Annotated in this window: 28 protein-coding genes; 24 read left to right on the plus strand and 4 right to left on the minus strand. The window is 69.5% G+C overall.

The features are described 5' to 3' along the window. Nucleotides 1-114: 114 nt before the first annotated feature. The 17 genes from rpmE to IH48_RS0105605 all read left to right on the plus strand — a co-directional run bounded on the left by rpmE (nucleotide 115) and on the right by IH48_RS0105605 (nucleotide 15,648). Entirely contained in the window at nucleotides 115-354 is a 240-nt protein-coding gene (rpmE, locus tag IH48_RS0105525) for a 50S ribosomal protein L31 (protein WP_030899854.1), read from the plus strand. 132 nt (nucleotides 355-486) lie between these two features. Continuing rightward, nucleotides 487-1,566 (plus strand): peptide chain release factor 1, encoded by a 1,080-nt coding sequence (prfA, locus tag IH48_RS0105530; RefSeq protein WP_030899857.1) that lies wholly within the window; start codon nucleotides 487-489, stop codon nucleotides 1,564-1,566. Nucleotides 1,567-1,655: 89 nt separating this feature from the next. Next, entirely contained in the window at nucleotides 1,656-2,495 is an 840-nt protein-coding gene (gene prmC / locus IH48_RS0105535; RefSeq protein WP_030899860.1) for a peptide chain release factor N(5)-glutamine methyltransferase, read from the plus strand. Nucleotides 2,496-2,631: 136 nt separating this feature from the next. Continuing rightward, on the plus strand, nucleotides 2,632-3,279 hold the full coding sequence (locus IH48_RS0105540) for an L-threonylcarbamoyladenylate synthase (protein ID WP_030899863.1): 648 nt from the start codon (nucleotides 2,632-2,634) through the stop codon (nucleotides 3,277-3,279). Then, entirely contained in the window at nucleotides 3,276-3,929 is a 654-nt protein-coding gene (locus IH48_RS0105545; RefSeq protein ID WP_030899865.1) for a low molecular weight phosphatase family protein, read from the plus strand. Before IH48_RS0105540 ends, IH48_RS0105545 begins: the two co-directional genes overlap by 4 nt. Before the next feature lie 86 nt (nucleotides 3,930-4,015). Next, nucleotides 4,016-5,287, plus strand: coding sequence for a serine hydroxymethyltransferase (glyA, locus tag IH48_RS0105550; RefSeq protein WP_030899867.1), 1,272 nt, complete (start codon nucleotides 4,016-4,018; stop codon nucleotides 5,285-5,287). A gap of 158 nt (nucleotides 5,288-5,445) precedes the next feature. Further along, nucleotides 5,446-6,783 (plus strand): MraY family glycosyltransferase, encoded by a 1,338-nt coding sequence (locus tag IH48_RS0105555; RefSeq protein ID WP_037841128.1) that lies wholly within the window; start codon nucleotides 5,446-5,448, stop codon nucleotides 6,781-6,783. Between the two features lie 328 nt (nucleotides 6,784-7,111). Continuing rightward, nucleotides 7,112-7,582 carry a hypothetical protein gene (locus IH48_RS0105560; protein ID WP_030899872.1) on the plus strand — a complete coding sequence of 157 codons (471 nt, stop codon included), beginning with the start codon at nucleotides 7,112-7,114 and terminating at the stop codon, nucleotides 7,580-7,582. 303 nt (nucleotides 7,583-7,885) lie between these two features. Continuing rightward, nucleotides 7,886-8,692: a F0F1 ATP synthase subunit A gene (gene atpB, locus IH48_RS0105565; RefSeq protein WP_030899875.1), complete on the plus strand. Its 807-nt coding sequence runs from the start codon at nucleotides 7,886-7,888 to the stop codon at nucleotides 8,690-8,692. An 83-nt stretch (nucleotides 8,693-8,775) separates the two neighbouring features. Further along, complete coding sequence (atpE, locus tag IH48_RS0105570) at nucleotides 8,776-9,027, plus strand: ATP synthase F0 subunit C (RefSeq protein ID WP_030899878.1); 252 nt, start codon at nucleotides 8,776-8,778, stop codon at nucleotides 9,025-9,027. 36 nt (nucleotides 9,028-9,063) lie between these two features. Next, complete coding sequence (locus tag IH48_RS0105575; protein ID WP_030899880.1) at nucleotides 9,064-9,609, plus strand: F0F1 ATP synthase subunit B; 546 nt, start codon at nucleotides 9,064-9,066, stop codon at nucleotides 9,607-9,609. Then, entirely contained in the window at nucleotides 9,606-10,424 is an 819-nt protein-coding gene (locus IH48_RS0105580) for a F0F1 ATP synthase subunit delta (protein WP_030899882.1), read from the plus strand. Before IH48_RS0105575 ends, IH48_RS0105580 begins: the two co-directional genes overlap by 4 nt. A 148-nt stretch (nucleotides 10,425-10,572) precedes the next feature. Next, nucleotides 10,573-12,165: a F0F1 ATP synthase subunit alpha gene (gene atpA, locus IH48_RS0105585; RefSeq protein WP_030899886.1), complete on the plus strand. Its 1,593-nt coding sequence runs from the start codon at nucleotides 10,573-10,575 to the stop codon at nucleotides 12,163-12,165. 20 nt (nucleotides 12,166-12,185) lie between these two features. After that, nucleotides 12,186-13,106 (plus strand): F0F1 ATP synthase subunit gamma, encoded by a 921-nt coding sequence (locus IH48_RS0105590; protein ID WP_030899888.1) that lies wholly within the window; start codon nucleotides 12,186-12,188, stop codon nucleotides 13,104-13,106. After that, nucleotides 13,106-14,548 (plus strand): F0F1 ATP synthase subunit beta, encoded by a 1,443-nt coding sequence (gene atpD / locus IH48_RS0105595; protein WP_030899890.1) that lies wholly within the window; start codon nucleotides 13,106-13,108, stop codon nucleotides 14,546-14,548. The genes IH48_RS0105590 and atpD overlap by 1 nt, the downstream gene beginning before the upstream one ends. Nucleotides 14,549-14,688: 140 nt before the next feature. Beyond that, nucleotides 14,689-15,060: a F0F1 ATP synthase subunit epsilon gene (locus IH48_RS0105600; RefSeq protein ID WP_030899893.1), complete on the plus strand. Its 372-nt coding sequence runs from the start codon at nucleotides 14,689-14,691 to the stop codon at nucleotides 15,058-15,060. 141 nt (nucleotides 15,061-15,201) lie between these two features. Then, complete coding sequence (locus IH48_RS0105605) at nucleotides 15,202-15,648, plus strand: DUF2550 domain-containing protein (RefSeq protein ID WP_030899895.1); 447 nt, start codon at nucleotides 15,202-15,204, stop codon at nucleotides 15,646-15,648. A gap of 117 nt (nucleotides 15,649-15,765) precedes the next feature. Here the strand turns inward: IH48_RS0105605 and IH48_RS0105610 are convergent, their stop codons facing one another. From IH48_RS0105610 to IH48_RS0105625, 4 genes are all read right to left on the minus strand, one after another. Beyond that, complete coding sequence (locus IH48_RS0105610; protein WP_030899899.1) at nucleotides 15,766-17,631, minus strand: glycoside hydrolase family 18 chitinase; 1,866 nt, start codon at nucleotides 17,629-17,631, stop codon at nucleotides 15,766-15,768. Nucleotides 17,632-17,974: 343 nt separating this feature from the next. Beyond that, nucleotides 17,975-18,853 (minus strand): metallophosphoesterase family protein, encoded by an 879-nt coding sequence (locus tag IH48_RS0105615; protein ID WP_030899903.1) that lies wholly within the window; start codon nucleotides 18,851-18,853, stop codon nucleotides 17,975-17,977. 310 nt (nucleotides 18,854-19,163) lie between these two features. Then, nucleotides 19,164-19,382, minus strand: coding sequence for a DUF397 domain-containing protein (locus tag IH48_RS0105620; protein WP_030899905.1), 219 nt, complete (start codon nucleotides 19,380-19,382; stop codon nucleotides 19,164-19,166). After that, a complete protein-coding gene (locus IH48_RS0105625) occupies nucleotides 19,379-20,248 on the minus strand; it encodes a DUF5753 domain-containing protein (RefSeq protein ID WP_030899906.1) in 870 nt (289 codons plus the stop codon). The genes IH48_RS0105620 and IH48_RS0105625 overlap by 4 nt, the downstream gene beginning before the upstream one ends. Nucleotides 20,249-20,489: 241 nt before the next feature. Here IH48_RS0105625 and IH48_RS0105630 point away from each other — a divergent pair, with 241 nt between their 5' ends. The 7 genes from IH48_RS0105630 (at nucleotide 20,490) to IH48_RS0105660 (ending at nucleotide 25,329) form a co-directional block, all read left to right on the plus strand. Beyond that, the gene (locus tag IH48_RS0105630) at nucleotides 20,490-20,891 is read left to right on the plus strand and encodes an ATP-binding protein (RefSeq protein ID WP_078849526.1); all 402 of its coding nucleotides are present in this window, start codon (nucleotides 20,490-20,492) and stop codon (nucleotides 20,889-20,891) included. Nucleotides 20,892-21,048: 157 nt separating this feature from the next. Then, entirely contained in the window at nucleotides 21,049-21,396 is a 348-nt protein-coding gene (locus tag IH48_RS34275; RefSeq protein WP_051839226.1) for a hypothetical protein, read from the plus strand. 54 nt (nucleotides 21,397-21,450) lie between these two features. Further along, nucleotides 21,451-22,476 carry a radical SAM protein gene (locus IH48_RS0105640; RefSeq protein WP_030899911.1) on the plus strand — a complete coding sequence of 342 codons (1,026 nt, stop codon included), beginning with the start codon at nucleotides 21,451-21,453 and terminating at the stop codon, nucleotides 22,474-22,476. A gap of 73 nt (nucleotides 22,477-22,549) precedes the next feature. Further along, nucleotides 22,550-23,104: a dTMP kinase gene (locus tag IH48_RS0105645; protein ID WP_234434151.1), complete on the plus strand. Its 555-nt coding sequence runs from the start codon at nucleotides 22,550-22,552 to the stop codon at nucleotides 23,102-23,104. Nucleotides 23,105-23,142: 38 nt separating this feature from the next. After that, nucleotides 23,143-23,589, plus strand: a complete 447-nt coding sequence (locus tag IH48_RS0105650; protein WP_030899916.1) for an NUDIX hydrolase — start codon at nucleotides 23,143-23,145, stop codon at nucleotides 23,587-23,589. Nucleotides 23,590-23,873: 284 nt separating this feature from the next. Next, a complete protein-coding gene (locus IH48_RS0105655) occupies nucleotides 23,874-24,389 on the plus strand; it encodes a hypothetical protein (protein ID WP_030899919.1) in 516 nt (171 codons plus the stop codon). Between the two features lie 97 nt (nucleotides 24,390-24,486). After that, nucleotides 24,487-25,329, plus strand: coding sequence for a DUF4097 family beta strand repeat-containing protein (locus tag IH48_RS0105660; protein ID WP_030899921.1), 843 nt, complete (start codon nucleotides 24,487-24,489; stop codon nucleotides 25,327-25,329). Nucleotides 25,330-25,347: the final 18 nt, after the last annotated feature.

Raw genomic sequence — 25,347 nt, forward strand, 5'->3', positions numbered from 1 at the left:
ACTCCGGTTTTGGGAGATGCGGACAGTGCTGGCAGACTGGGCCGCCGGTCCCGGTTCACGTACGCGCAGTCAGCGCGTGCGACCCGGCACCCTCCCCAGAACTAGGAGAAACCCTTGAAGCGCGACATCCACCCCGCGTACGTCGAGACCCAGGTCAGCTGCACCTGCGGCGCGTCGTTCACCACCCGCAGCACCATCGAGTCCGGCACGATCCGCGCCGACCTGTGCTCCGAGTGCCACCCGTTCTACACGGGCAAGCAGAAGATCCTCGACACCGGTGGCCGCGTGGCCCGCTTCGAGGCCCGCTTCGGCAAGGGCGCCGCGTCCGGCAAGGCCGGTTCCGCCAAGAAGTAGCGAGCACCACGCGCCGGCGCTCGGTGCCCCGCCAAGGGGCGCCGGGGCCGGCGCTTTGCCGTCCCGGGCAGCCCGCCCGGCACCCCACCCATCCGGCTCCCGCTCCACTTCACCCCCCTTCAGGAGACCCCGATGTTCGAGGCGGTCGAGGACCTCGTCGGCGAGCACGCCGATCTGGAGAAGAAGCTCGCCGACCCGTCGGTCCACGCTGACCAGGCCAACGCGCGCAGGCTCGGCAAGCGGTACGCGGAACTGACGCCCATCATCGGCGCCTACCGCTCCTGGAAGGGCACGGGCGACGACATCGCCACCGCGCGCGAGCTCGCCACCGAGGACCCCGACTTCGCCGCCGAGGTCAAGGAGCTCGAACAGCGCCGCGACCAGCTGACCGAGCGGCTGCGCCTGCTGCTCGTGCCGCGCGACCCCAGCGACGACAAGGACGTCATCCTGGAGATCAAGGCCGGCGCGGGCGGCGACGAGTCCGCCCTGTTCGCCGGGGACCTGCTGCGCATGTACCTGAGGTACGCCGAGCGCACCGGCTGGAAGACCGAGATCCTCGACTCCACCGAGTCCGAGCTCGGCGGCTACAAGGACGTCCAGGTAGCGGTGAAGACCAAGGGCGGTGGCGGCGCCACCGAGCCTGCGGGCGGCGTGTGGGCGCGGATGAAGTACGAGGGCGGTGTGCACCGTGTGCAGCGCGTGCCCGCGACCGAGTCGCAGGGCCGCATCCACACCTCGGCCGCGGGCGTCCTCGTGACGCCCGAGGCCGAGGAGATCGACGTCGAGATCAACCCGAACGACCTCCGCATCGACGTCTACCGCTCCTCGGGCCCCGGCGGCCAGTCCGTCAACACGACCGACTCCGCCGTCCGCATCACCCACCTGCCCACCGGCGTCGTGGCCTCCTGCCAGAACGAGAAGAGCCAGCTCCAGAACAAGGAGCAGGCCCTGCGCATCCTGCGCTCACGGCTGCTGGCCGCAGCCCAGGAAGAAGCCGAGTCGAAGGCGGCCGACGCGCGGCGCAGCCAGGTGCGCACCGTGGACCGCTCCGAGAAGATCCGGACGTACAACTTCCCCGAGAACCGCATTTCGGACCATCGCGTCGGCTTCAAGGCGTACAACTTGGACCAGGTGCTCGACGGCGACCTCGACGCCGTGATCCAGGCGTGCGTCGACGCGGACTCCGCCGCGAAGCTCGCCGCCGCCCAGTAGGAGGAACCAGCGTGCAGCCACCACACGGCGGGCCCCCCGGGGGCGACGGCGCGCCACGGGAGGCACGCCGCGCCGCCGCACCGCGCAGCCTGCTGCTCGCCGAGGTCGCCCAGGCGACCCGGCGGCTCGCGGACGCCGGCGTGCCGTCGCCGCGGTTCGACGCGGAGGAGCTCGCCGCGTACGTGCACGGTGTGAAGCGCGGCGCGCTGCACACCGTCGGCGACACCGACTTCGACGCGCGCTACTGGGAGGCGATCGCACGCCGCGAGGCGCGCGAGCCCCTCCAGCACATCACCGGCCGCGCCTTCTTCCGCTACCTGGAACTCCAGGTGGGCCCGGGCGTCTTCGTGCCCCGCCCCGAGACCGAGTCCGTGGTGGGCTGGGCGATAGACGCCGTGCGCGCGATGGACGTCGTCGAGCCCGTCGTCGTCGACCTGTGCGCGGGCTCGGGCGCGATCGCGCTGGCCATCGCCCAGGAGGTGCCGCGCTCGACGGTGCACGCGGTGGAGCTGTCCGACGACGCCCTCGTGTGGACACGCAAGAACGCCGACGGGTCGCGGGTCACCGTGCACGCGGGCGACGCGCTGGGCGCGCTGCCCGAACTGGACGGCCAGGTCGACCTGGTGATCTCCAACCCGCCGTACATCCCGCTCACCGAATGGGAGTACGTGGCGCCCGAGGCGCGCGACCACGACCCCAGGATGGCGCTGTTCTCCGGCGAGGACGGCCTCGACACCATCCGGGGCATCGAACGCACCGCGCACCGGCTGCTGCGCCCCGGCGGGCTCGTCGTCATCGAGCACGCGGACACGCAGGGCGGCCAGGTGCCGTGGATCTTCAGCGAGGAGGCCGGCTGGGCCGACGCGGCCGACCACCCGGATCTCAACAACCGGCCACGGTTCGCGACCGCCCGCAGGGCGATGCCGTGACCGGCGAGGTGCAGAATGTGGCCGCGAACGGGGGACCGGGGGAGCGCATGGCACGGCCTGACGCGGCCGGCCGCCCGCCGCGGCACCGAGCGCCCGGCGGCGAACCGGGCCCAGGAAACCGAAGGAGCCTGTGAACATGGCACGGCGTTACGACACCAACGACGCGACCGACCGCACCACCGGTCTGCGAGAGGCAGCGTCCGCCGTGCGGCGCGGGGAGCTCGTCGTGCTGCCCACCGACACGGTGTACGGCATCGGCGCCGACGCGTTCGCGGCGGAGGCCGTCGGCGACCTGCTGGAGGCGAAGGGCCGGGGCCGTTCCATGCCGAGCCCCGTGCTCATCGGCTCGCCCAACACGCTGCACGGCCTCGTCACGGACTTCTCCGAGCAGGCGTGGGAGCTGGTCGACGCGTTCTGGCCCGGCGCGCTCACCCTCGTCGCCAAGCACCAGCCGTCGCTGCAGTGGGACCTCGGGGACACCCGCGGCACCGTCGCCGTGCGGATGCCGCTGCACCCCGTCGCGATCGAACTGCTCACGGAGGTCGGCCCGATGGCCGTCTCCAGCGCCAACCTGACCGGGCACCCGGCGCCCGAGGACTGCGACGCGGCGCAGAACATGCTCGGCGACTCCATCTCCGTGTACCTGGACGGCGGCCCCACGCCGGGCAACGTGCCGTCGTCCATCGTCGACGTCACCGGGAAGGTGCCGGTCCTGCTGCGCGCCGGCGCGCTCGACGCCGACGAGCTCCGCAAGGTGGCCCCCGACCTAGAGGTGGCCAGTTGACCCTCCCTGAGGGGCGTGGCATAGCGGACACCGCACACGGAGGCGGCAGCACGTTCCGCATCCTCCACGTCAGTACCGGCAACGTCTGCCGCTCGCCCATCACCGAGCGGCTCAACCGGCATGCCCTCTCCGCCCGCCTCGGCGAGCGGCTGGCCGGCGGACTTGTCGTGGAGAGCGCGGGCACCTGGGGGCACGAGGGCGCCCCCATGGAGGCCAACGCCGAGGCCGTGCTCGCCGACTTCGGCGCGGACACGGCAGGATTCGTCGGGCGCGAGCTGCTCGACGAGCACGTCATCAGGGCCGACCTGGTCCTGACGGCCACGCGCGACCACCGCGCGCAGGTCATCTCGATGGGCCACTCGGCGGGCCTGCGCACCTTCACCCTGAAGGAGTTCACCCGGCTGGTGCGGGCGATAGACCCCGCCACCCTGCCCGACCCGCTGGACGACGGCGTCGTGGAGCGCGCGCGTGCCCTCGTCAGGGCGGCGGCCGCGCTGCGCGGCTGGCTGCTCGCGCCGAGCCCGGAGGCCGACGAGGTCTACGACCCGTACGGCGCCCCGATCACCCTGTTCCGCTCCATCGGCGACGAGATCCACCAGGCGCTCGACCCGGTCGTGACGGCCCTGACGGGCGTCCCCGCCGCGCTCTGAGCCCCGCCGCGCTCCGGCCCCCGCGCGGCATGCGCGCCCCCGCTCTACCCTGGGACGTACCCGCCCACAGCCGACAGGAGCGCCCCATGTCGGTCACAGCCTCCGCGTACACGCCGCCGTCCGGCGCCTTCGCCGACGCCTCGGGCGCCCTGCGCCGCCAGGACCCCGAGATCGCCGACGTCCTGCTCGGCGAGGCACGCCGCCAGGCGGACAGCCTCCAGCTCAGCGCCGCCGAGAACTTCACCTCGGCGGCCGTGCTCGCCGCACTCGCCTCACCGCTCGCGAACAAGTACGCCGAGGGCTACCCGGGCGCACGCCACCACGGCGGCTGCGAGATGGCCGACGCCGCCGAGCGGATCGCCGTCTCCCGCGCGAGCACCCTGTTCGGCGCCGCGCACGCCAACGTCCAGCCGCACTCGGGATCCTCCGCCGTGCTCGCCGCGTACGCCGCGCTGCTCAGGCCGGGCGACACCGTGCTCGCGCTCGGGCTGCCGCACGGCGGGCACCTCACCCACGGCGCGCCCGTCAACTTCTCCGGCCGCTGGTTCGACTTCGTCGGCTACGGCGTCGACCCCGCCACCGGACTCATCGACTACGACCAGGTGCGCACCCTCGCCCGCACGCACCATCCCAAGGCCCTCGTGTGCGGATCCATCGCCTACCCGCGCCACATCGACCACGCCGCGTTCCGGGAGATCGCCGACGAGGTCGGCGCGTACCTGATCGCGGACGAGGCGCACCCCATGGGCCTGGTCGCGGGCGGCGTGGCGCCCAGCCCCGTGCCGTACGCGGACATCGTCTGCGCGACCACGCACAAGGTGCTGCGCGGCCCGCGCGGCGGGATGGTCCTGTGCGGCGAGCGGCTGGCGGGGCGGGTGGACCGCGCGGTGTTCCCGTTCAGCCAGGGCGGCGCGCAGATGCACGTGATCGCCGGCAAGGCCGTCGCGTTCGGCGAGGCGGCGACGGAGGCCTTCGCCTCGTACGCACGCCGCGTGGTCGCCAACGCCCGCGTCCTCGCGGACGCGCTCGCCGCCGAGGGCCTCGACATCACGACGGGCGGCACCGACACCCACCTGATCGGCGCCGACCCGGCGCCGCTCGGCATGGACGGCAGGGCCGCCCGGGCCCGCCTGGCCGCCGCCGGCATGGTCCTCGACACCTGCGTGCTGCCGCGCGGCGCACGGCGCGGCCTGCGCCTCGGCACCGCCGCCGTGACCACTCAGGGCATGCGCGAGGACGAGATGCGTGCGATCGCGGCCCTGCTCGGGGCGGCGCTGACCGGTGGCGAGCGGCGGGTGCGCGCGGTGCGCGGGGAAGTGCGTGATCTTGCGGGGCTGTTCCCGCCCTATACTTCGTAGACTGCCGCGGCTCCGGTGCGGCGGCCCCTGAGCGCGCCCGCGGTTGCCCGACGTGCAACCGCCGCGGCCCTCCGCGGTGTCCTCGCCTGTGAGGCGGTCCGTACGCGGCGAGGGCTAGGGTGTGGGGCTGATGGCCAGCGATACTTGTGGGGCAGCCCGTGCGTGATTACCTGCTGACGCTCTGTGTGACGGCTGCGGTGACCTATCTGCTGACCGGCCCGGTGCGGAAGTTCGCCGTCGCGGTCGGCGCGATGACCGCGATCCGCTCCCGTGACGTGCACCGCGAGCCCACTCCCCGCCTCGGCGGTGTGGCCATGTTCCTCGGGCTGTGCGCGGGTCTGCTGGTCGCCGACAACCTGCACAACCTCAACGGGGTCTTCGCGCAGTCCAACGAGCCGCGCGCGCTGCTCTCCGGCGCGGCGCTGATCTGGCTGATCGGCGTCCTGGACGACAAGTTCGAGATCGACGCGCTGATCAAGCTGGGCGCGCAGATGATCGCCGCGGGCGTCATGGTCATGCAGGGCCTCACCATCCTCTGGCTGCCGATCCCCGGCGTGGGCACCGTCTCGCTCACCCAGTGGCAGTCGACGCTGCTGACCGTCGCCGTCGTCGTCATCACCATCAACGCGGTGAACTTCGTGGACGGCCTCGACGGCCTCGCCGCCGGCGTCGTGTGCATCGCGGCCGCCGCGTTCTTCCTGCACGCGTACCACCTCTGGTACGGGTACGGCATCGAGGCCGCCGCGCCCGCGACCCTGTTCGCGTCGATCCTCATGGGCATGTGCCTCGGCTTCCTGCCGCACAACATGAGCCCCGCCCGCATCTTCATGGGCGACTCGGGCTCCATGCTGATCGGCCTCGTGCTCGCCGCGGGCCCGATCTCGGTGACGGGCCAGGTGGACCCGGACATCCTCAAGCTGTTCGAGGGCGGCACGCGCGGCGCGACCCACGCGGCGCTGCCGGTGTTCATCCCGCTGCTGCTGCCGCTGACGATCATCGCCATCCCGCTCGCCGACCTGCTGCTCGCCGTCGTGCGCCGTACCTGGAACGGCAAGTCGCCGTTCGCGGCCGACCGCGGCCACCTGCACCACCGGCTGCTGGACATCGGGCACTCCAAGACCCGTGCCGTGCTGATCATGTATTTCTGGTCGGCGCTGATCGCGTTCGGTGTCGTCCTCTACTCGGTCATGTACTCGGCGGACGGTTCGACATGGGTGCTGCCCCTGCTGGTCGGCCTGAGCGCGGTGGGCCTCGTGCTCCTGCTGCTGCCGCGGTTCAGGCCGCGCGCGCCGCACTGGGCCCAGTCGTTCGTGCCGCCCCGCTACCGCCGCTCACGCAGACGCGAAGGCATGGCGGATGGTGATGGCATGAACACGGAGGGAAGTGCCGAAGAATCCGGGCAGCCGGCGCCCATGCCCGTCGGCGTCAACGGAGCGACGGCGCTGAGCGCTCGTTCGCGTCTCACCGATCGCGGGAAAGCCGAGTCAACTCGTTGACCTCTACAAGTAGAGAACGGGTCATTGCGGACAATCGGCCTCATTAGCACGTTGAGGGCTGTCGTGTCCTGCACACGCGAGCGGAATGACCCTCACGTGTGACAGTCAGCACACCAAAGAGGTAAAGACCTCATCAAATAGTTTGTGATACCGTTCACTACCAGGTGAGGGACACCGAAAGGCCTTGGCAGGAACGGCCCTTCGGGTGGGGTGCACCCGAAGGTCTGTCAGGCCGGGGAGCTAACCTCTGTGCGACGTCGGAGAGTCGACGCGTCACCGTCCTCCACCGTCTGCACACCCACCCCCAAGTCCCGCTGGAGCTGTCCTCATGCAGTCCAACGACGCCCGGATTCTCCGGGGTTCGGCGATCATCGCCGGTCCCGTGGGAGTCGTAGCCACTGTTGTCAGCGCCATCGTCGCCGGTGAGAAGGGCCTGATCGGCGGACTTGTCGCGCTTGCCGTCGTGGCTGTCTTCTTCGGCGCGGGCACGGCCGCGCTGATGCGCCTGACGCGGGACACCCCCCAGGTCGCCATGACGGCGGGACTCCTGGTCTACGCGGTGCAGATCCTGCTCATCGGCGTCTTCATCATCGTCTTCCGTGACACCACGCTGTTCAACGCGCGGGCCTTCGCCCTGACACTGCTGGTGACAGCGCTGTCCTGGGTGGGCGGCCAGGTCAAGCAGAGCCTCACCGCCAAGATGCTCTACGTCGACACCGAGGCGACGTTCCCCGGCAAGCCGGCCGCCGGCAAGGGGGCCGGACGCGCGTCGAAGGCGAAGTCCTACGATGCGGCTTGAGACCGGCGTGAAGAGGGCTGATAGCGATCTGCTATCGTCCGGAAGCGCTTGCGGCCGCGGGGTCCGACCGCTGCTCACGAGCAGGGCGGAAACCATCTCTGACGGCTCGCGGCGTTTCCGAGTCGACCGGACCGACTGCTGTGGCGACAGCGAGACAGCCGGACTGCCCGGTCCTCGGCCGACACTTCCCGTGGATCGCGGCGGCACCGCCACACCACGTCTCCCGTGCCGAACCGCGGCTTCATCCGCCGCGCTGACACACAAGGTTGCCGTTTCCCATGCATCACGACGAAGGAGTCACGGGTGAGTGCCCACACGCTGCTCGCTGAGAGCGGATGCCACCTCTACACCGGATGTGGCTTCCCTGCGCCGGGCCTCAACTCGTTCGACTTCAAGCCTTTCCTGACCATCGGCGGCATCGAGTTCACGAAGTCGATGCTCCTGTCGGTCATCTGCATGGTGATCGTCGTGGGGCTCTTCTGGCTCGCGTTCAGGAAGCCGAAGCTCGTCCCGGGCAAGATGCAGCTGATCGGCGAGATCGGCTACAACTTCATCGCCCGCAGCATCGCGCGCGACGTGATCGGCAAGGAGGGCTCCAAGTACGTGCCCTTCCTCACGTCGATCTTCTTCTTCGTGTGGATCATGAACATCATGTCGGTGATCCCGCTGGCGCAGTTCCCGGCCACGTCGCGGTTCGCCTACCCCGCCGTCCTCGCGTTCTGCGTGTGGGTGACGTACCTGTACCTGACGTTCAAGAAGAACGGCTTCAAGGGCGGCGTCAAGAACCTCGTCTACATCGAGGGTCTGCCGGGGTGGATCCGGCCGCTCGTCATCCTGCTGGAGTTCATCCAGAACGTGATCACCCGCCCGTTCACGCTGGCGGTGCGGCTGTGGGCCAACATGTTCGCCGGCCACATGCTGATCGTGATGTTCAGCGCGGCGACCTGGTACCTGCTCACCCCGTCGATCATGTCCGCGGTCGCCGCCGGGTCGTTCGTCCTGGCCATCGGCATGACCGCTTTCGAGGTCCTGATCCAGTTCCTCCAGGCCTATATCTTCACGCTCCTCACCTCCATCTACATCCAGGGAGCGATCCAGGAGGGTCACTGACCCCCCAGGTCTGCCGGCCCCACCAATCCGACTTCCGCTGGGAAGCCCCCCAGCGGACCCGCACACATAAGGAAGACAGGAAGATGTCTGCCGAGCTTGTCAACCTCGCCGCCAACTCCATCTCGATCAAGGGCAACCTGGGTGCCGTCGCGTACGGTCTCGCCGCCATCGGCCCCGGTGTCGGTATCGGTGTCGTCTTCGGGCACTCCATCGAGGCCATGGCCCGCCAGCCCGAGGCCATGCCCGTCATCCGCACCAACATGTTCCTCGGCTTCGCCCTCTGTGAGGTCCTGGCGCTGCTGGGCCTGGTCGTCCCCTTCATCTTCCCGGCCTAGTAGCCCGATCCCGATTCGACGAAAGGTTCAGACATGATGACCTTCCTGGCCGCCGAGGGGGCGCAGAACCCGCTCATCCCGGACATGACGGAACTCGTCGTCGGCATCCTCTGCTTCCTGATCGTCTTCGGTTTCCTCGGTAAGAAGCTCCTGCCGAACATCCAGAAGACGCTGGAGGAGCGGCACGACGCGATCGAGGGCGGCATTGAGCGTGCGGCCGAGGCGCAGGCCGAGGCCAACCAGACCCTTGAGCAGTACAAGGCACAGCTGGCCGAGGCCAGGCACGAGGCCGCGCGGCTCCGCCAGGAGGCGACCGAGCAGGGTGCCACGATCATCCAGCAGATGCGGGAAGAGGGGCAGCGGCAGCGCGAGGAGATCGTCGCCGCCGGCCACACCCAGATCGAGGTCGACCGCAAGGCCGCCGCGGTGGCGCTGCGCCAGGACGTGGGCAAGCTCGCCACCGAACTGGCCGGCAAGCTCGTCGGCGAGTCCCTTGAGGACCACGCCAGGCAGAGCCGCACCATCGACCGGTTCCTCGACCAGCTCGAGGGCAGTGCCGCGAACGTAGAGGCGACGCGATGAACGGAGCGAGCCGCGAGGCGCTCACCGCAGCGCGCGAGCGCCTCGACGCCCTGACCGACGCGCCGTCGGCCGACGCGGCGGGCCTCGCCGAGGACCTGGCCGCCGTGACGTCGCTGCTCGACCGCGAGAGGGCGCTGCGCCGCGTCCTGACCGACCCGGTCCAGGGCGAGGACGCCAAGGCCGCGCTCGCCGGGCGGCTGCTCGACGGGCAGGTCGGGTCCGCGGCTGCGGATCTCGTGTCCGGCATGGTCAGGTCCCGCTGGTCGCAGTCGCGCGACCTGGTCGACGCCATCGAGGAGCTCGCCGCCACCGCGGACCTCACGGCGGCGCAGGGCGCGGGCCGCCTCGACAACGTCGAGGACGAGCTGTTCCGGTTCGGCCGCATCGTCGAGTCGGACGCCGGCCTGCGGGCGGCGCTCACGGACAGGGCGGCACCGGCCTCCGCCAAGGCCACCCTCCTGACCAGGCTTCTCGGCGGTCGCGCCGACGCGGTCACGGTCCGCCTCGTCGAGCGTCTCGTCACACGGCCGCGTGGCCGTAGCCTGGAGGACGGACTCAGGTCCTTGTCCGGGCTCGCGGCCGCCCGCCGGGATCGGATGGTCGCCGTGGTCACCTCGGCGGTCCCGCTCACCGACGGACAGCAGCGCAGGCTGGGAGCCGTGCTGGCGAAGCTGTACGGCAAGCAGATGCACCTGAATCTCGATGTGGACCCCGAGGTCCTCGGCGGGATCTCGGTGCGCATCGGCGACGAGGTCATCAACGGCACGGTCCAGGAGCGCCTCGAAGAGGCGAACCGGCAGCTCGGCGGCCGCTGACGGCGTCACCGCCGGGCAGCGCGGCGACACAACGGTAATGAGCAGGGAGCGGCCCGGTTGGGCCGTGCAGAAATTGCAGAAGATTCCTGGGGGTCGCCCCCAGACCCCAAAGAAACTTCGGGCCCAACAAGGAGAGCAGGGAACCCAGATGGCGGAGCTCACGATCCGGCCGGAGGAGATCCGGGACGCGCTGGAGAACTTTGTCCAGTCGTACCAGCCGGACGCGGCCTCGCGCGAGGAGGTCGGTACGGTCAGCCAGGCCGGCGACGGCATCGCCCGGGTGGAGGGACTGCCCTCAGCCATGGCGAACGAGCTGCTGAAGTTCGAGGACGGCACCCTCGGCCTCGCCCTCAACCTCGAGGAGCGCGAGATCGGCGCGATCGTCCTCGGCGAGTTCGACGGCGTCGAGGAAGGCCAGCCCGTCACCCGCACTGGAGAGGTCCTCTCCGTGGCGGTCGGCGACGGCTACCTGGGTCGCGTGGTCGACCCGCTCGGCACCCCGATCGACGGCCTCGGCGAGATCGAGACGGAGGGCCGCCGCGCCCTGGAGCTGCAGGCTCCCGGCGTCATGGTCCGCAAGTCCGTGCACGAGCCGATGCAGACCGGCTACAAGGCCGTCGACTCGATGGTCCCGATCGGCCGCGGCCAGCGCCAGCTGATCATCGGCGACCGCGGCACCGGCAAGACGGCGCTCGCCGTCGACACGATCATCAACCAGCGCGACAACTGGCGCTCGGGCGACGAGAACAAGCAGGTCCGCTGCATCTACGTCGCCATCGGCCAGAAGGGCTCCACCATCGCGTCCGTGCGCGGTGCCCTTGAGGAGTCCGGCGCGCTCGAGTACACGACGATCGTCGCGGCCCCCGCGTCCGACCCGGCCGGCTTCAAGTACCTCGCCCCGTACACCGGCTCGGCCATCGGCCAGCACTGGATGTACCAGGGCAAGCACGTCCTGATCGTCTTCGACGACCTGTCGAAGCAGGCCGACGCCTACCGCGCCGTGTCGCTGCTGCTGCGCCGCCCGCCGGGCCGCGAGGCCTACCCCGGCGACGTCTTCTACCTGCACTCCCGCCTGCTGGAGCGCTGCGCGAAGCTCTCCGACGAGATGGGCGCGGGCTCGATGACCGGGCTGCCGATCGTCGAGACGAAGGCCAACGACGTCTCGGCGTTCATCCCGACCAACGTCATCTCCATCACCGACGGCCAGTGCTTCCTGGAGTCCGACCTGTTCAACGCCGGGCAGCGCCCCGCGCTGAACGTCGGCATCTCGGTCTCACGCGTCGGCGGCTCCGCCCAGCACAAGGCCCAGCGCCAGGTGTCGGGACGGCTCCGCGTGGACCTCGCCCAGTACCGCGAGCTGGAGGCGTTCGCGTCCTTCGGCTCCGACCTGGACGCGGCCTCCAAGCAGCAGATGGAGCGCGGCAAGCGGATGACCGAGCTGCTCAAGCAGCCGCAGTACCAGCCGATGCCCGTCGAGGAGCAGGTCGTCTCCATCTGGTCCGGCACCAACGGCAAGATGGACGACGTCCCGGTCGAGGACATCCGGCGCTTCGAGGCGGAGCTGCACGAGCACCTGCGCCGCGAGCGCAAGGAGCTGCTCACCAGCATCGCCGAGGGCGCCAAGATGTCCGACGACACCATCACCGCCATCGGCGACGCCGTCGACAACTTCAAGCGCCAGTTCGAGACGTCGGACGGCAAGCTGCTCGGCGACGAAGCCCCGGCCGACTCGGCCAAGTGACGACGGAAGGGACCTGACTCATGGGAGCGCAGCTCCGGGTCTACAAGCGTCGCATCAAATCCGTCACCGCGACCAAGAAGATCACCAAGGCGATGGAGATGATCGCGGCCTCGCGGATCATCAAGGCGCAGCGCCAGGTGACGGCCTCAACGCCGTACGCGACGGAGCTGACGCGCGCCGTCACGGCGGTGGCGACCGGGTCGAACACCAAGCACCCGCTGACGACGGAGGCGGCCTCGCCGACCCGTGCCGCGCTGCTGCTCATCACCAGCGACCGCGGCCTCGCCGGCGGCTACTCCTCCAACGTGATCAAGGCGGCGGAGCGGCTCACCGAGCAGCTGCGCGGCGAGGGCAAGGAGGTCGACAGCTACATCGTCGGCCGCAAGGGCGTCGCCTACTACGGCTTCCGCGAGCGCAAGGTCATGGAGTCGTGGACCGGCTTCACCGACAACCCCGTGTACGCGAACGCCAAGGAGATCGCGGCCCCGCTGATCGCGGCGGTGCAGCAGGACACGGCCGAGGGCGGCGTGGACGAGCTCCACATCGTGTTCACCGAGTTCGAGTCCATGCTCACGCAGACGCCCGTCGGGCCGCGGCTGCTGCCGCTGCGTCTTGAGGACGATCCCTCGACCGAGGCCGTCGGCAAGCCGGAGGCACTGCCGCTGTTCGAGTTCGAGCCGTCGGCCGAGGGCGTCCTCGACGCCCTGCTGCCGCGCTACGTGGAGAGCCGCATCTACAACGCGCTCCTCCAGGCCGCGGCCTCCAAGCACGCGGCCACGCGCCGCGCGATGAAGGCGGCGACGGACAACGCCGGTGAGCTGATCAAGACGCTCGGCCGGCTCGCCAACGCGGCCCGCCAGGCCGAAATCACCCAGGAAATCAGCGAGATCGTCGGTGGCTCCAGTGCCCTGGCCGACGCGAACGCGGGGAGTGAAAAGTAATGACGACCACAGCTGAGGCGCCGACCACCACGGGCCGCGTCGCCCGGGTCATCGGCCCGGTCGTCGACGTGGAGTTCCCCGTCGACGCGATGCCGGACATCTACAACGCCCTGACGGTCGAGGTCGACGACCCGGCCGACGCGGGCAAGCGCAAGACGCTGACCCTGGAGGTCGCCCAGCACCTGGGTGACGGCGTGGTCCGCGCGATCTCCATGCAGCCCACCGACGGCCTGGTCCGCCAGGCCCCGGTGACCGACACCGGGGCGGGCATCACCGTGCCCGTCGGCGACGTCACCAAGGGCCGCGTCTTCAACACCCTCGGCGAGGTGCTCAACGACCCGAGCGCCGAGTCGGAGATCACCGAGCGCTGGTCCATCCACCGCAAGGCCCCCAACTTCGACCAGCTCGAGTCGAAGACCGAGATGTTCGAGACCGGCATCAAGGTCATCGACCTGCTGACCCCGTACGTCAAGGGCGGCAAGATCGGCCTGTTCGGCGGCGCCGGCGTGGGCAAGACGGTGCTCATCCAGGAGATGATCTACCGCGTCGCCAACAACCACGACGGTGTGTCGGTGTTCGCGGGCGTCGGCGAGCGCACCCGTGAGGGCAACGACCTCATCGAGGAGATGACCGAGTCCGGCGTCATCGACAAGACCGCGCTGGTCTTCGGCCAGATGGACGAGCCCCCGGGCACCCGCCTGCGGGTCGCCCTGGCCGGCCTGACCATGGCGGAGTACTTCCGCGATGTGCAGAGCCAGGACGTGCTGTTCTTCATCGACAACATCTTCCGGTTCACGCAGGCGGGCTCCGAGGTCTCCACCCTGCTCGGCCGCATGCCCTCCGCGGTGGGCTACCAGCCGAACCTGGCGGACGAGATGGGCCTCCTCCAGGAGCGCATCACCTCGACGCGCGGCCACTCGATCACCTCGATGCAGGCGATCTACGTGCCCGCCGACGACCTCACCGACCCGGCCCCGGCCACGACGTTCGCGCACCTCGACGCGACGACGACGCTGTCCAGGCCGATCTCGGAGAAGGGCATCTACCCGGCCGTGGACCCGCTGGACTCCACGTCCCGGATCCTGGACCCGCGCTACATCACGCAGGAGCACTACGACACGGCCAGCCGCGTCAAGGCGATCCTGCAGAAGTACAAGGACCTCCAGGACATCATCGCCATCCTCGGCATGGACGAGCTCGGCGAGGACGACAAGCTCACCGTCTACCGCGCCCGTCGCGTCGAGCGGTTCCTGTCGCAGAACACGCACGTCGCCAAGCAGTTCACCGGCGTCGACGGTTCCGACGTGTCGCTCGACGAGTCGATCGCGGCGTTCAACGCGATCTGCGACGGCGAGTACGACCACTTCCCCGAGCAGGCCTTCTTCATGTGCGGTGGCATCGAGGACCTGAAGAAGAACGCGAAGGAGCTCGGCGTCTCCTGACGCCGAGGGCCGCACGTACCACTCGTGGGAGCGGGGCCGCCGGCATTCGGCAGCCCCGCTCCCGGCGCTCACCCGAGCACCCTCTAGAATTGACATCGACACCCGGTCGAACGGCCGGGTGCTGACCCGAGGAGCCCCCCTTGGCTGATCTGCACGTGGAGCTGGTCGCGGCTGACCGCAACGTGTGGTCCGGCGAGGCCCACCTGGTCGTCGCGCGCACCAGCTCAGGTGACATCGGCATCATGGCCGGTCACCAGCCGGTGCTCGGGGTGCTGGAGTCAGGCCCCGTGACCATCAGGACGAGCGACGGCGGCACGGTCGTCGCCGCGGTGCACGGCGGGTTCCTGTCGTTCGCCGACGACAAGCTTTCGCTGCTCGCGGAGGTCGCCGAGCTGGCGGACGAGATCGACCCCGAGCGCGCCGAGCGTGCGCTGGCGCGTGCGAAGTCGGACGAAGACGCGGTCGCCGAGCGGCGCGCCGACGTCCGGATGCGTGCGGTGGCGGCGAAGTAGCGCCGCCCGATTGCTTCACCCCTCAGCCGCGGCTTCGCGCTGGACACCTCCAGCCGGGCCGCGGCTGAGGCGGTGCGGGTGGCAGGGACGGAGCAGGTCAGGTGCGTGGACGGACCGGATGAGGCGAGGAGGTCGGTGTAGATGACCCTCGCTCTGCTTGTCGCGGCGCTGGTCGTCGCCCTGGTTGCGTTGGGTCTCTTCGTCTTCGGTCTGCGCCGGCGGCTCATCCAGCGTTCCGGCGGCACCTTCGACTGCAGCGTCCGCTGGAACCTGCCCGAGACACCCGACCCGTCCGGCAAGGGCTGGGTGTACGGGGTGGCCCGCTACAACGGCGACCGCATCAACTGGTTCCGCGTCTTCTCCTACGCGCCCCGCCCGCGCCGCTCACTGGAGCGCTCGGCGATCGAGGTGCTCGCCCGCCGCGCCCCGGAGGGCGAGGAGGAGCTGGCGCTGCTGTCGGACGCGGTGGTGCTGGCGTGCAGGCACGGGTCGGTACGCCTCGAACTGGCGATGAGCGACGACGCGCTCACGGGCTTCCTCGCCTGGCTGGAGGCGGCGCCGCCTGGCCAGAGAGTGAATGTGGCCTGATTGGCGGCTCTCTGGATGGGGGTGCCCCCGGACGAAGTCCGGGGGAGAGTGAATGTGGCCTGAGGCGTGATGGGGCGGCACCGCAGGGTGCCGCCCCATCAGCTTGCTGTACGCGCCTCAGCCGAGGCCGTTGGACAGCGCCGTCACCAGCTCACCGTTCGCGGTGTCGCCGCTGAACTCCCAGAAGAACGCGCCTCCCAGGCCCTGCTGCTTCGCCCAGGCCATCTTGCCCGCGATGGTCGAGGGCGTGTCGTAGCTCCACCAGTTGCTGCCGCAGTGTGCGTACGCCGTGCCCGCGACCGTCCCGGTGACCGGGCAGGTGTTCTTGAGGACCTTGTAGTCCTCGATGCCCGCCTCGTACGTGCCGGGCGCCGCTCCTGTCGCCGTGCCGCCGGGCGCGTCCTGCGTGACGCCCGTCCAGCCGCGGCCGTAGAAGCCGATGCCGAGGAGCAGCTTGCTCGCCGGCACGCCCTGCGCCTTGTACGCGGCGATGGCGTCCGCCGAGTCGAAGCCCTGCGTCGGGATGCCGTCGTACGACGTGAGCGGCGAGTGCGGGGCCGTCGGCCCCTTCGGGCTGAACGCGCCGAAGAAGTCGTACGTCATCACGTTGTACCAGTCGAGGGACTTCGCGGCGCCCGCGTAGTCCTGCTTGGAGATCTTGCCACCGGACGAGGCGTCTGCCGTGACCGCCGCGGTGACCAGGGCGTCGCTGCCGAACTTGGCGCGCAGCGCCTGCGTCAGGGACTTGAGCGCGTCAGGGCCGCTGGTGTCGCAGGACAGGCCGCACGCGTTCGGGTACTCCCAGTCGATGTCGATGCCGTCGAAGACGTCGGCCCACCGCGGGTCCTTGACCAGGTCGTAGCAGGACTGGGCGAACGCGGCCGGGTTCTGCGCGGCCTGGCCGAACCCGCCGGACCAGGTCCAGCCGCCGAACGACCAGAGGATGCGGATGTTCGGGTACTTCTTCTTCAGCTCGCGCAGCTGGTTGATGTTGCCCGCGACGGGCTGGTCCCAGGTGTCGGCGGTGCCGTCGACGCTGTTGGCCGCGGTGAACGTCTTCTGGTAGTCGGCGTAGGCGTCGCCGATCGCGCACTTGCCGCCCGTGACGTTGCCGAACGCGTAGTTGATGGTGTTGATCTTGGCCGCCGAGCCGGAGGTCACCAGGTTCTTGACCTGGTAGTTGCGCTGGTAGGTGCCCCAGTCGGTGAGGTACCCCATCTTGACCTTGCCCGTGGTACCCGGGTCCCCGGGGTCGGTGCCGCCTCCCGTGGTGTGCACGGCGGTGGAGCCGCTGACAGGACCCGTCTGGCCGGCGGTGTCACGCGCCTGCACGGTGTACGAGTAGTCGGTGCCCGCGGTCAGGCCGGTGTCCGTGTAGGACGTTCCGGTCACGGTCGCGACCTTCGTGCCGTCGCGCAGGACGTCGTAGTTCTTGACGCCGTTGTCGTCGGTGGCGGCGGCCCAGCCGAGCTTCACCGAGGTGTCCGTGACGGACGAAGCGGTGGGCGTGCCGGGCGCGGACGGCGGGTTGTCACCGGGCGCCGACGGGCCGCCGTCGCAGGAGCCTCCGTTGATCGTGCAGGAGCTGGGCGCGCCGGGACCGGCGCCGTTGAAGCCGAAGCTGACGGAGGCGCCGGGCGCCAGGGTGCCGTTGTAGCTCTTGTTCTTGCCGGTCCAGTGGTTGCCCGAGTGGGTGACATCGGCGTCCCACGCGGAGGTGACGGACGTGCCGGTGGGGAAGTCCCACTCGACGGTCCAGGAGGACAGGGTGGTGGTGCCGGTGTTCTTCACGGTCCACTGGCCACCGAAACCGGTGCCCCAGTCCTGCGTCTTGACGAATGTCGCCGTGGCCGAGGTGGACGCGGCGGCTGCGTGGGCGGGTGAGGTGAGGGCCACCAGCGCGGCGAGCGGCAGCAGCAGGGCGCTGAGCGCCGCGGCGGTTCTCGATCTGAGTCGGGGATGGGGGAGCGTACGGAAAGGCATCACGGGTGCTCCTGGGAATGCGAACCGGACAGTTCGTGGTGGCTTCGGGCACGGCCGGACGCCGGCCGGAGCCTTGACGTGCCCGGGACACTAGAATGGTCTGGACCACTCGTCAATAGGTCCAGACCAAAGTCGCCGACGACATGGAAGGTCTCATGGGGCGGCGGCGAGGAACTGGCCCCGGATTTGGGCCGTCCGGTCGTCCGGAGGCGGCTTCGGGAGACGCATACAAGGGACTTCGGCCGAGTTGATGCCGGCGGCCGACCGAACTGGTCCCGACTGGTCCCGCCGTCTGCCGATCAGCGCGGGCGCCGGGCGGGCGGTGCTCCGCAGAGCCTCGGATTCAGCGCAGTCCCGTAATGGTGGGGCCGAGTCTTTCGATGGCCTCGCGCATCTCCTCCTCATCGGCCTCGTAGATCGTCTCGCCCATGCGCGGGTCTCGGGCATGCAGCGTATGGATGAGTGGCCCGTTGGTGGTTCCGAGGTGGACGAGTGAGGCTGACGGGCCGTGGACGGCGCGCTCAGTGCCGGGGCGGGCGGTCAGGTCGATGCGACTGACGACGCCCGGCGTGACCCACACGGTCGCCTGTTCCAGGCGTGCCAGAATCTGTAGGTGGAAGTGCCCGCACAGGATGAGTTGGACATCGGTTCCGCGGATCGTTTCGGCCAGCTCCGCGCTGTTCCGCAGGCCGAGCGCCTGCTGGACGTCGACATCCAGGGCGACCGGTGGGTGGTGGAACGCCAGGACGGTGCCCCACGGTGCCGGAGTGGTCAGCATTACGCGGAGCCAGTCGAGTTGGCCGCCGTCCAGGCGACCATAGCCCTTGCCCGGAACGAGCGTGTCCAGCGTGACCAGTCGCCATCCGGCGACGGTGCTTGCCCCAGCCCTCTCACCCGCCGCTCCCTCGTATACCGCCTCTGGCTGGGCGTGGCCGCTGCCCAGCACTTCGGCGAATGCGGTGCGCTCGTCGTGGTTGCCGGTCGTGTAGAAGACGTTCGCCCCTCGTCGGTGGGCGTAGTCGGACAGGAGTTCGCATGCCCGCGCATATGCGTCGGGGGAACCGTCGTCCGCGATGTCGCCGGTGACCATCACCGCGTCGAGGTCGTGCAGATGGCTCAGTTCCGTCAACAGGCGGCGGAGTGCCATAGCACCATCGGCTCCGTCGGCATCAGGACCGTCGGACCGATCGAGATGGGTGTCAGAGAGATGCAAGATCCGCATACTCTGAAGTTAGTCTCCGGCACCTGCGCGAGCCAGGGCCCTTCTCGCTACCCGCTCCAACAGGTCTTGTCTGCCTGTGCTCAAGAAATCGACGGCGCCGGTGTGAGCGCGGGATCCGCCCGGTGTGCGGCCCGGCCCGCTCCGTCGGTGCAGACGCAGCTCCACCGCAGTACGGTTCTCGGATGCTGGCCAAGTCGGCATCGGGAGCCCAGACGGCAGCGCCGAGTACTTGCGCGGTCGACAACACCAGGGGCCCCGTTCTCGAACTCCCCGAGCGAGGCCCTGGTGTTGGTGGATCGTCTATCGCGCCTTAGTGCAGCTCGCCGCGCTTGAGCGCTTCGACAAGCCCGTTGACGGGCGCGTGGGGGAGCAGGAGGGCAGGGCCGGTCGGGTTCTTGCTGTCGCGTATGGCCACGGCCTCGGTGGATGTGTCCACGATGCCGAACTCGACGCACTGGGCGCCGGTATCGCTGCGCGAGGACTTCCACCAGGTCACGGGCAGGGTGGATGCGTCGTCGATGTGGCTCATGCGTTCTTCCTAATCTCTGTGATGCGAGCTGCGGATGCTTCTACGGGCAGTGCCGCCGCTTGCAGCCGTGCGTATGCGTCCCGGTAGACGGCGACCTGTCCCCGGTCCTCGATGTACTGCGTCGAGGTGAGACTCTCCTGGTGGACAACGTCGAGGTCTGTGTAGTCGTCGAAGCCGAGGATGGTGAAGTTGCCGACCACGCCTGCGTGTGGCGCCGTAGCGGTGGGCAGAACCTGGATGTTGATGTTGGGGCGCTCCGCCAGGTCGAGAAGGCGCCCGAGCTGGTCATGCATGACGCCCTCCCTGTGCGACGGAGCTTGAAGGGCGTGTTCGGAGATGACGGCCCACAGGCTGAGCGGGGCTTCATCGGCGGTGAGGACGGCCTGCCGCGCGAGGCGGACCTGGACGAGAGCGTCGACGCGCGCTTCCACGGCCTCTGACATGGCGGTGGCCCGGATGACCTCGCGGGCGTAGCCGGGTGTGTGCAGTAGCCCGGGAATGGCGCCCTGTTGCCACGTCTCCAAGGATGTGGCCTCAGCCTCCAGGCTGATCAGGTCCTCATAGACGGGTGTGAGCACGCCGCGGTACGAGTGCCACCAACCCCGCTGGTTCCCCTGGCGGGTGAGTGCCAGCAGAGCCGTACGAAGCTCGGGGCTCACGGTTCGGCCCATCTTCTCGTACAGGTCGAGGAGTTCGTCGACGTCTGAGGCCTTCGCGCGGCTCTTTGCCGTTTCGAGCCGCGACAGCCTGGCTACCGTCCACGTCCCACGCGAGTGCTGGGACACCTCTTGGAGGGTCGTGTCGGAGCCGCGAAGGGCGCGAAGCTTCGCGCCGAGTCTGCGCCGGCGAACGGTAGGCGCACTCATGGCTTCATCTCCTCCGCTGTCGTCGTGACTGACAGTCTGCCGTCCCTGCGCAGGCCGTGTCACCTGGGATGCTTCTGCCCTCTCGACTGAATATGCAATTTTGCAAATCTAACCTAGAGATGTTGCGCAAACTCAATCGCCTAGTGCAAGCTGTGTCGAGTAGAAGCTCACTCACTGTGTGTCTTCGGCAGCAGTTAGTTGTGTCCTGGCGTGCCGATGCGAGGAGATTTGCGCGGTGAACATGCCCGTAAAAGCGGACAAAACAACGAGCGTTGATCCGTTGCTTCTCATGCTCGACGGAGACCCTGAGGCCGTGCGGAGCGCTCGTGACTTTGCCTACGAGGTGTTACGTACACGCGGTCGGTTCGCCCGCGTCGAGGACGTTGTGTTGACGGTTTCGGAGCTCGTGACCAACGCTGTCCGCTACGGGACCGAGCCCGGCGAGGCGCTCATCGTGTCTCTCGACGTGTCGCCCAAGCGTGTCCGTGTCGAGGTGTACGACCGGTCGCGCGATCGTCCGTACCCAGGAGGCGGGTTGGACGACGAGCGAGGGCGCGGACTGCTCATCGTGAACTCGCTCGCCGAGTCCTGGGGAGTCGATGACCTGCCCGACGGCAAACGCGTCTGGGCCGAGTTGCCGTGACGGCATGTGGGGGACTCCTCGAAGGCGTGGCGTCGTGCAGGCGGGCGCGGAAAACGTGGTGAGCGCACCCGCCTTGCCGCGGCGGGTGCGCTGCGCGGCTATCGCAACCAGCCTTGAAGACGGCCATCCGGGCGATTTCCTTCTCAGGAACGCTCAGGTGCGCTCGCCCAGACTCGCCGCACGCTGGCTGACCCGCACCGTGAAGGAACTCGTGCGGGCGCTGAACCCCGACCCGTTCTCGCCCGTCTACGCGACCGCCCCCATGGCGCCCGCGCCGTCGTACGTGCCCGTGCACCGCCTGGGGGAGTGGCTTGGGGCCCCTGAGCGGTACGAGACGACGATACGGGACCTCTCGGAGGGACGCCCCTGCCGAGTAGAGGTCACCGATTGCGACCATGCGACGCGTCTGCTCATTCTCGCAGTGCCCGAGAACACGCCGTCGCCCTATATGCCCAGCAGGCCGTGCTGCCCGCCTCGCAGCGGCGCGCATGGCGTCGCAGCTTGAGCCACGCCGCTCGCTGACCAGTTCGAACCACGACAAGAAAGTAGAGCAACCGCCATGACGCTTCCGCTCTTACCGCCTGTAGCACCAGACGTCGACCTCACTGCACTGCACAACTTCGCAGCTCTGCACGGTCAGTTCCGCGTCTCGCTCACTCCCCGCTGCAACCTCGGATGCTGGTTCTGCCACAACGAAGGCGATGTTCCTCCGCCGGTCACGCACGCCGACCGGACGGCACGGCCGCGCGCGCGGGTCCTGAGCGCCGACGACTACCTGAACGTCTTGCGTGCCGTGATCGCGTCCGGACTGAGGAGGGTCTACTTCACCGGCGGGGAGCCGTTGGTTTCCCCGCTCGCGCGGTCCGTCCTCAGTCGTCTCCCTGACCCCGGGCCGACCGGTTCGTACACGCTCATCACGAACGGCACCCTCGTCCGCCGGCATCAGGCCTGGCTGGCCACCACCCCGCTGGACAAGGTGAAGGTGTCGCTGCACTACTTCTCCGACGAGTCCCTGTACAAGATCGCGAAGTCCACGGCGGGTATCGACGTGATCCTCGACGGCATCGAAGCCGCCCGCGAGACGTTCGAGCGCGTCGAGCTCAACACCCTGCTGCAGCGGGAAAACCAGCACGAGGTTCTGACGATCCTCGAATACGCGCTTCAGCGCCGTCTACCAGTGCAGTTCATCGAGCTGGTGGACACCGACTTCAACGCCGCCCACCGCTCCTCGGCGATCTCCGCCTCCGGCATCATCGACCACCTGCGCACCCTCACCCGCGACGAGCGCACAGAGATCGCCGGCGTCGGACAGGGACGGCGGGTCTTCCGGATCGACGGCATCGAGATCGACGTCATCCAACGCGACCTCGGCCGCCACCACGTGGGCCAGTGCGGCACCTGCCCCGTGCGGCGCCAGTGCATCGAAGGCCTGTGGGCGCTGCGCCTGGACCACGCTGGCGGCGTCCAGCCGTGCCTTCTGCGCGAAGACCTGCGCCTGGACGTCCGGCCCTTGCTCGCCGACCCGGACGCCCTCACCGCCGCCGTCGCCCGGCACCTCGAAGCGTTCACGGAGGGAACCCTGTGAGCCTCCTCTACGGCGCGTACACCCCCGGCAACCGGGCACGGGCCCGTTCGTCGTCCTCGAAGGGATCTCGGGCATCGGGAAGTCGACGCTCGCCCGACTCCTCACACAGCGCCTCGGCGCACCGTCCCTGCACACGGTGCCCGAGCCGCACACCCCGTGGGCCCCGGTGATCAACGAGCAGGCCGGGGCCTTGGCGCAGTTCGCGTTCTACCTCTCCGGTGTCCTGCACTCCACCGACCTGATCCGCTGCTACCTGGCCCGCGGGCCGGTCGTCGCGGACCGGTACGTCTCCTCGGTCATCGCCTACCACTCCGCCGTCCACCTACTCGATATCGAACAGGTGAGAGGTCTCATCGCGCCATTCGCACCGTACTTCGTGCAGCCCGACCACACGTTCTACCTGCGATGCACGGACGCCACGCTGACCGCGCGGATGGCCGCGAAGGGCGACCGCAACCGCGACGACGACGACATGATGAACGTCCCCGGTCGACTTCAACGCCTGAGGGCCAACTTCGACACCACCGCCGCCCAGGACCCCACCGCCGTCCTGATCGACACCGATGACCGCAGCCCGGCGCAACTCGCCGACCTGATCACCCACCACATGAAGAGCGTGGACGAATGACGACAGACCGCCCTGAGTCAGGAGTATTCTCGCGGCCCATGGACGCGCCCCCGCACCGCAGCCCCAACGCATCCGTCGTCGTCGCACTCGACAGCCAAGACCACGTCGCCATCCTGTCCGCCCCCTTCCCCCGGCATGGCGGGGAGTACATCTTCCTCCCCGGCGGCCGCCAGGAGCAGGGAGAGACCCCCGAGGACTGCGCTCGCCGAGAGCTGCGGGAGGAAGCCGGCGTCACGGCGCAGTCATGGCAGCACCTCGCCAGCCACGCGGTCACGCTCGGCGACTCCGCGCGCGTCGCCCTCTTCCTCGCCCGGCGTCTCACCCTTGGCGCGCAGGAACTCACCGAGACAGAACAGGACTTCAAACTCTCCTGGTGGCCCTTCAAAGACGCGCTGACCGCAGCGGCCACCGACGGGCGCTTCCTCCTGCCAGGAGGCCCGCTCGCCCTGCTCCTCGCCGAGCACTCGCTCAGCCGTTTTCGCTGACCGCGACTGCCACGACTCCAGCACCGTGTCCGGCGGCGCTGGGACAGTGCACGCGGAACCGGCCTGGAATACCGGTGGCGCCCCCTGGCGCCATGTGGCATCACATGGCGCCAGGGCTGTGCTGATCGGCGCTGCGGCAATCGCTGACGCCATGGATAGCGTCATGGTCCACGTGGTCAGATGGCGCATATCCACGCAGCTCAAGCGCGGTATAGCGAAATGCCGCCGCGCGCCTGACGCCATAGGGCTTGCACATGACGCCATCTAGGCGCCATGATGGCGTCATGGATCTCACCCCGTATGTCGACTCGCTCCGCCGTGAACTGGCGGTGGCTGCCGAGGCCGGCGGCGACGAAGCCCGTGCGCTGGCCGAGAGGCTCACCGCTCCGCTGGAGTCGGCGACCCGGCTGGCCATGCTCAATGTGCTCTCCGCCGCGATGGAGGAGATCACCCGCGAACTCGCTCCCGGCTCCGTCGACGTACGGCTGCGCGGGCTCGATCCGGACTTTGTGGTGACACCGCCGCCCACCGACGGCGTCCCCGCGGAACCGGCGGCACCCCTCGAACAGCTCGCGGCCCCGGCCCCGGACGACGGTGACGAGGGCGGCATCGCCCGCGTCAACCTGCGCCTGCCGGCCCGACTCAAGGCGCGCGCCGAGGAGGCGGCCGCCCGCGAGGGCCTGTCGGCCAACGCGTGGCTGGTCCGGGTCGTCTCGGCCGCCGTCGACGGGTCCGCCCGGCCACGTGCGACCGGGCGGACCCGGAACCTCGGACAGAGCTTCACCGGATGGGTGCGCTAGACGCGCCCACCGCCCGTACCACATCACCCGCACCACTTCACTCACACCACGTCCCACCAGCGGGGACGCGTCGAAGACCCAAGAGGACGGGACGCCCATGCCTACTTTCGACACTCCCGAACCGATCCGGGCCACCGCTCATGTGGGCTGCGGGTCCGTTCAGTTCACCGCCGGTAAGCGCCTCGACACCGTCGTCGTCGTGCGGCCTGCCAATCCCAAGAAGGACAAGGACGTGCGCGCCGCTGAGCAGACCGATGTCGCGTACGCGAGCGGTGTACTGACCGTCAGCACCAGGGAACGCCGTCTCATCGGGCCCACCGGCGACGTCCATGTGACGGTCGAACTGCCCACCGGCTCGCACGTCGACGTGACCGGCGAGTGCACACAGGTGCTCGGCGAGGGCCTGCTCGGCGAGGTCCGCGTGAAGACGTCCATCGGAGACGTGCGCCTCGACGCGACCGGCCCGCTGAACCTGAAGGCGTCGCACGGCTCGATCACCGTGGACCGGGTCGAGGGCGCGGCCGAGATCACCACCAGCTCAGGCAGCCTGCGCGTCGGCCTCGTCGACGGCTCTGCCGTGCTGAAGAACTCGCATGGCACCACGACCGTCGGTGCCACGACCGGCGAGCTGCGGGTGAGCGGCGCCAACGGCGACATCGAGATCCGGCGCGCTGAGGGCTCCGTCACGGCGAAAACCGCCTACGGCGCCCTGCGCGTGGCGGAAGCGGCCGGCGGCAGCCTGCAGTTGGAGACCTCGTACGGCGCCATCGAGGTCGGCGTAAGGGAAGGCACGGCCGCGTGGCTCGACCTCCACTCGGACTCCGGGCAGGTGCGCAACGCGCTCGCCACGTCCGACGCCCCGGAGGCGGCGGAGGACACCGTCAAGATCCGTGCCCGTACCCGGTTCGGCAACATCGACATCCTGCGTGCCCGAGTCTGAGCGACGGGCACGTCGACT

The organism is Streptomyces sp. NRRL F-5126 (assembly GCF_000721265.1).
Taxonomy (GTDB): domain Bacteria; phylum Actinomycetota; class Actinomycetes; order Streptomycetales; family Streptomycetaceae; genus Streptomyces.